Consider the following 5,098-nt stretch of genomic DNA (forward strand, 5'->3'; position numbering starts at 1 on the left):
AGTAAATTTTCTTTTTTTTCATAATTGAAATTCCCTATTTTTTTATTTATTCTTAAACTCTTAAACATAAACTTTTAGACATATTAGCTGAAAGATTTTATAAATAATAAAAAACTACACCTTTTATTTTGTTTTAGGTGCAGTTAACTTTTTATTTATTATTTTCCTTTATTATATTCTTCTAATGCTTTTTTTAACACTTTCATTCCATTTTCAATTTCAATCAGGTTATGTGTACAGAAAGAAAATCTTGCTTCCTTCGTACCTTTTCCTGGCGTTGTATAAAATCCAGGACCTGGTGCAAATGATAGTGTCTGATTTTCATATCTGAATTCTGTCAATAGCCAAATTGCAAATTTTTCAATATCATCCACTGGTAATTCAGCAATCAGATATAATGCACTGCTTGGTTTGTATGTTACAACTCCTGGTATTTTTATGATATTGTTATAAATCATATCACGTCTTACTTTATATTCTAATTTCGTATTGTCAATGTAAGTATCCAAAGTATTTATAAGATTTGTACTTGCATATTGCTCGATTGTTGAAACTGATAATCTTGCTTGGCAGAATTTTAGAGCTTGTGATAAAAAGTCTTTATTTTTTGAGGCAATCACTCCAATTCTTGCTCCACATGCACTATAATGCTTTGAAATACTGTCAACTAAAATTACTCTGTCTTCAATTTCAGGAATCGACATAAATGACTGATAACTTTTTTCGATTTCTTCATCATAAATAAATTGTCTGTAGACTTCATCAGTAATAATATACAAATCATGTTTTATTGCAATATCTCTTATTAAATCCATTTCTTCTTTCCTAAATACAATTCCAGTCGGATTGCTCGGATTTGAAAACATTATAGCCTTTGTTTTTGGAGTAATTAATTTTTCAATTTCTTCTCTTTTTGGCAAATGATAATGATTTTCAATTGAAGTTTCAATCGGAACTAATTTTGCATCAGCAATTCTCAAAAAACTATCATAATTTGTATAATATGGCTCAGGAACCAAAACTTCATCTCCAGGATTACAAATAGTTTGTAATGTAATCTGAATTGCCTCACTTCCACCTTGAGTAATCAAGATATCCTCAGGTAAAATATCAATTCCTACTTTTGCATAAGATTTTGAAAATGATTCTCTCAATTCCATTATCCCAGCCGAATTCGTATATTTAACAATTTTTTCCTTATAATTATTAAGTCCTTCAAAAAATGTATCTGGTGTCTCTACATCAGGTTGTCCTATATGCAGCTGATATACCTTCACGCCAGATCTTATAGCTTCATCAATATATGGAACTAATTTTCTGATTGGTGAATAATGCATATTTATAACTCTGTTTGAAAATTTTTTCATTTTTAATGTTCCTTTCTTATGTAATTAGATTATTTATTATTATATCTCTCATTCAATGCTTTTAAAATTGCAAATGTTTCTAAATCAAGTTTTCCATCATAGTTTGAAGGTCTAAAATGATACTGAAAAACTTTTATTACATTTTTTGTCTGCTCATCCCATCTTCCAGTAGAGCTAATTGTGTATCCAAATTTAGAAAATTCAGCCTGTACTGTCGATGCTGGCAAAGTATTCCAAGTATCTGCATATTCAGACTCGTATGCTAATTTTCTTGCATTGTCATACCACATTCCTATATTGTATTTTTTGTATAACTCTTCCCAAGGGAATAATGGACCTGGATCAGGCTTTCTTTGTGGGGCAATGTCTGAATGTCCTAAAATATTCGTTGCAGGAATTTCATATTTATCCGCCAAATATTTTACAAGCACTGCCACTTCCTTAATTTGAAAATCTTTAAATGGCTCAAAACTTCCGCTTACATTTCCACTGTTAACAATTTCTATTCCAACTGAACTGTCATTTAAATTTTTACTTGTTTTCCATTCACTTACTCCAGCATGCCATGCTCTTTTGTTTTCATCCACTAAATAATATACAGGATCACTTTTTTGGTCAGATATTAAATAATGAGCACTTACCTCATTGTTTGTCAAAGCTCTTAAAGAACCATCTCTATTCATTGCAGTATAATGCAAAATTATGAATCTTTGTCTATAATTTTGACCTGTTGAAGTATATGAAGAGTCTACTGTTATTGATCCTGCTGTATTTTTAATTGTATTAATTCCTCCTCTTGAAACATTTGTAGGATTCGTTTTCGGTTTATTATTCTCATTTCCGTTAGATTGATTTTTTGTCACATTTCCATTATCATCAACTTTTATTTCTATTGGCTTTTGAACATCTTTTGAGACATTTTGATTATGTGCATTCAAAATATTTCCAACAGATAGTATTGATGCTAAAAATAACAATTTTGCTATATTTTTTTTCATTTTACTTATCTCCTCCTGCTAAAAAATTATTTTAATCAAATTTATTTTGTAACCTTTTCTTTGTAATGACTATCATTGTTATCTTTTAAAAGCAAGTAATAAATAATAGCCAAAATAGCAATAACAATTCTCATAATTGCAGTAACATTTCCGTCAAAATCAAGCCATATCATTATAGAAACTATAAAATTTATAACTGATACAATTATCAAAAATATATTTCTTCTGCTTGCAGCAATAACACCAAATACTACTGATGAAAAAATAAACAAGACTCTCGTTCCACCAACAAGCCAAACATAAGAATTTACAGTTGAAACTGTATCGTTAATATATGGCGAACTTTGCAAGATTACACGTGAAATATCTACACAAATTAAACTTATTATGAATATTGAAAAACAGATTATCAAATCTCTTATATCTTTTTTTACTTCTTTTTCTGCTATTTCTTTTTTATCATCAAATTTAATATCTTTATTTTCTAGATAAAAAACAGAATAAAATAGCATAATCCAAAAAATCACTTCAATTACACCAAGCCAAGTTGATATCTTAAAAAGCTTGTCATTTGTGTATTCATTGAAAATAGAATTATAAAAACTGTGATTTGCAAGTATATAGAAAAAAGACACTATTATTGCTACTACTTTTTTATAATAGAAAAACATAATTTATTCTCCTGAAAATTTGTTTATCCAGCTCAAATAATTTGAATCTGTAATATTTAAAGCCTCTATATTTGCTTGAAAATTAACATCATCATCATATATTTTAAATATAATTGGTGCAAGTATTTTTAATGTCTGTGTCTCAAAAATACCATGAATATTCATACTATAAATAAGAGGTTTTTGAAATTTTAATAATTGACTGTTAGTCTGTTTTATTTCATATAAAAGTGCTAATAAATTGATTTTCTTTAAATCATTGTTTCTATCTTCAAGCACTACATCGATTTGATCTGAAAGCAGTTTTTTATATCGCCAAGATTGATGCTCCTTATGAGCCTTGCTTTGTATCAAGAATTTCATTTTAGGCGAAAATAAAATCAAATTATTTAAATTTTTCTCATATTTTATTGAAAAATCTCTTTCAAAGAAAGTACTGACAGCTTTTAATAAATCATTTTGAACACTATAAATATTATTTCCATCATAAATTTTATTAATCAAAATAGATTTTTGCTCATTAAACGTGTCATAAAGGTATATTTCAATCTCATATTTTTCTACATTTGGCATTTTTAAAATATTTCCAGCCAAAACAAAATTCAAATTATTATTCTGCTTTCTTATAAGTTTCATATAATCTGTACTATATCGTTTTTTAGATATAAATAAACTTTCTTTATTGTAAGCAATTGCTAACTGATAATTTAAATTTGTTTTATAATGAAGATTTTCATTTAAATGTAAAGGTAATGAAACTGCTAAATTTTCAGCCAGTTCTGATTTCTCACCTATTGATGTAAATGTCAGAATAAGAATATTGGGCTTCACACGTCTACTTTGATTTAGCATAAATTCAGGATGATTAAACTCATAATACCAGATAGGCTTATTTGTTGAAAAAAAGTGAGTTACAGTATTTTCTTCTGTATTATTCCAAGTTTCAGCCTTTATTTTTAATTTCCAAAAATAATCTTCATAATACATAAACTTTTTATAATGTTCAATCCAAGGGAATTTAGAAGTAAATTTACAAAGTTCCAGTCCTTCCTTATACATATCTTTTATTTTATAATATTTCAAAACATTTAAAGCAGTATAAGCATTGTGTTTTTCTGGATTATAATATGCCAGCACATACTGCTTGAATTCATCATAAAGTTCATTTAAAATATAAATACTCGATGTAATATACATTACTTCAGCATTATAACCAGATTCTTTCAAGGCATTTATCAAAAAATAATTTCCACTTTCCTTATTACCTTTTTTAAAGTAAACTATGGCCTGCTTCATTTTTGCACGCCAATTTCCTGATATTTCAGAAAGTTTTTCAAGTTTGTTCTCGTATTCCTCATTACTTCTATTTTTTACAATATCAAAATATTTTTTAAATGCTATTGATGAATTTGGATTAATTTCAATTGCTTCATAGTATTTTTTTTCTGCTTCAGCTGACTTGCCACAAAGCTCTAATGCTTCGGCATAGGCTATACAAAGTCCTTCGGTCAAATTATTGATATTTAGATTTTTTTCATATAGTTCGACAGCATTCTGGCATGACCCTGTTTTTATATGATAAGTTCCAAGTAAAATCAATTTTCTCTCAAAATTTTCATCAGTTGCATAAAATCTTAATACTGCTTCTTTTACCTCTGGATAAACCCCTTTTGAAAATGCATCTTGAATTATTGGATATAATCCATCCATATTACTCCAATTTTTCCTTATAGCTGGATATAATTTTTTTTCAATCCAGTCTTTTTTGGGCATTTTAAATTCTTTTCCGAACTCATCATAGTAGGAAATATCTTTAAAGTCATCTGAGTAATTACCACTTTCAATCATTTCGGATTCATTATTTACAATATCGTAGATTGGTCTTCTAATCTGCTGATTATTGACGTTATTATTTATATTAACTTCTTGATTTACTGTCTTTTTATTTCTTTTTTTATCAGAAGATTTAAAAAAATTAAAAATCCCCATACATCCTCCTATCTAAAAAGTAATCTTTATAACTTATTTTATTATAGTTATAAAATTGTCACAGTAATAGTAT

Annotated in this window: 4 protein-coding genes; all 4 read right to left on the reverse strand. The window is 27.4% G+C overall.

The window, feature by feature from the left end:
* Window positions 1-158 precede the first annotated feature (158 nt).
* From Q0370_RS03205 to Q0370_RS03220, 4 genes are read right to left on the reverse strand one after another with little or no spacing between them, the layout of a single operon-like run.
* The gene (locus tag Q0370_RS03205; RefSeq protein WP_299572049.1) at window positions 159-1,367 is read right to left on the reverse strand and encodes a pyridoxal phosphate-dependent aminotransferase; all 1,209 of its coding nucleotides are present in this window, start codon (window positions 1,365-1,367) and stop codon (window positions 159-161) included.
* A 29-nt stretch (window positions 1,368-1,396) separates the two neighbouring features.
* Window positions 1,397-2,365 (reverse strand): N-acetylmuramoyl-L-alanine amidase, encoded by a 969-nt coding sequence (locus Q0370_RS03210; protein WP_299572052.1) that lies wholly within the window; start codon window positions 2,363-2,365, stop codon window positions 1,397-1,399.
* A gap of 41 nt (window positions 2,366-2,406) precedes the next feature.
* On the reverse strand, window positions 2,407-3,036 hold the full coding sequence (locus Q0370_RS03215) for a hypothetical protein (protein ID WP_299572055.1): 630 nt from the start codon (window positions 3,034-3,036) through the stop codon (window positions 2,407-2,409).
* 3 nt (window positions 3,037-3,039) lie between these two features.
* Entirely contained in the window at window positions 3,040-5,025 is a 1,986-nt protein-coding gene (locus Q0370_RS03220; RefSeq protein ID WP_299572058.1) for a hypothetical protein, read from the reverse strand.
* Window positions 5,026-5,098: the final 73 nt, after the last annotated feature.

The organism is uncultured Leptotrichia sp. (assembly GCF_938036635.1).
GTDB lineage: Bacteria > Fusobacteriota > Fusobacteriia > Fusobacteriales > Leptotrichiaceae > Leptotrichia > Leptotrichia hongkongensis.

Excerpts from the sequence above, each read along its gene's own strand:
- Q0370_RS03210 (WP_299572052.1), bottom strand. The coding sequence starts at position 2,365 with ATGAAAAAAAATATAGCAAAATTGTTATTTTTAGCATCAATACTATCT.
- Q0370_RS03205 (WP_299572049.1), bottom strand. The coding sequence starts at position 1,367 with ATGAAAAAATTTTCAAACAGAGTTATAAATATGCATTATTCACCAATC.
- Q0370_RS03215 (WP_299572055.1), bottom strand. The coding sequence starts at position 3,036 with ATGTTTTTCTATTATAAAAAAGTAGTAGCAATAATAGTGTCTTTTTTC.
- Q0370_RS03220 (WP_299572058.1), bottom strand. The coding sequence starts at position 5,025 with ATGGGGATTTTTAATTTTTTTAAATCTTCTGATAAAAAAAGAAATAAA.